General features: G+C 56.4%; 1 protein-coding gene. It reads right to left on the reverse strand.

The features are described 5' to 3' along the window. A partial coding sequence (locus tag KDM89_RS21150) for a molybdopterin cofactor-binding domain-containing protein (RefSeq protein ID WP_212689778.1) occupies window positions 1-321 on the reverse strand: 321 nt, incomplete at both ends.

Consider the following 321-nt stretch of genomic DNA (forward strand, 5'->3'; position numbering starts at 1 on the left):
GTTGCAGCAGCCAGGCGCTCAGTGCAGCTGCACCTGCCCACAAGGCTGACTGGGATTCTTTGCCGCCAAAGCCACCACCCATGCGACGGCATTCCACCTGCACACTGTGTGAGGGAATATGCAGTGCATGCGCGACGACATGTTGCATTTCACTCGGATGCTGGGTGGAGCAGTAGACGTGCATACCCTGCGCTTCTTTAGGAATGGCGTAGGCAATTTGTCCTTCCAGGTAAAATTGTTCCTGACCGCCGACCTGCCATTGCCCCTGTATGCGATGCTTAGCTTGCATGAGTGCCTGTTCTGCATCACCGCGCTGCAAAG

This window comes from Cognatundibacterium luofuense (assembly GCF_018139685.1).
Classification (GTDB): domain Bacteria; phylum Pseudomonadota; class Gammaproteobacteria; order Burkholderiales; family Burkholderiaceae_D; genus Undibacterium; species Undibacterium luofuense.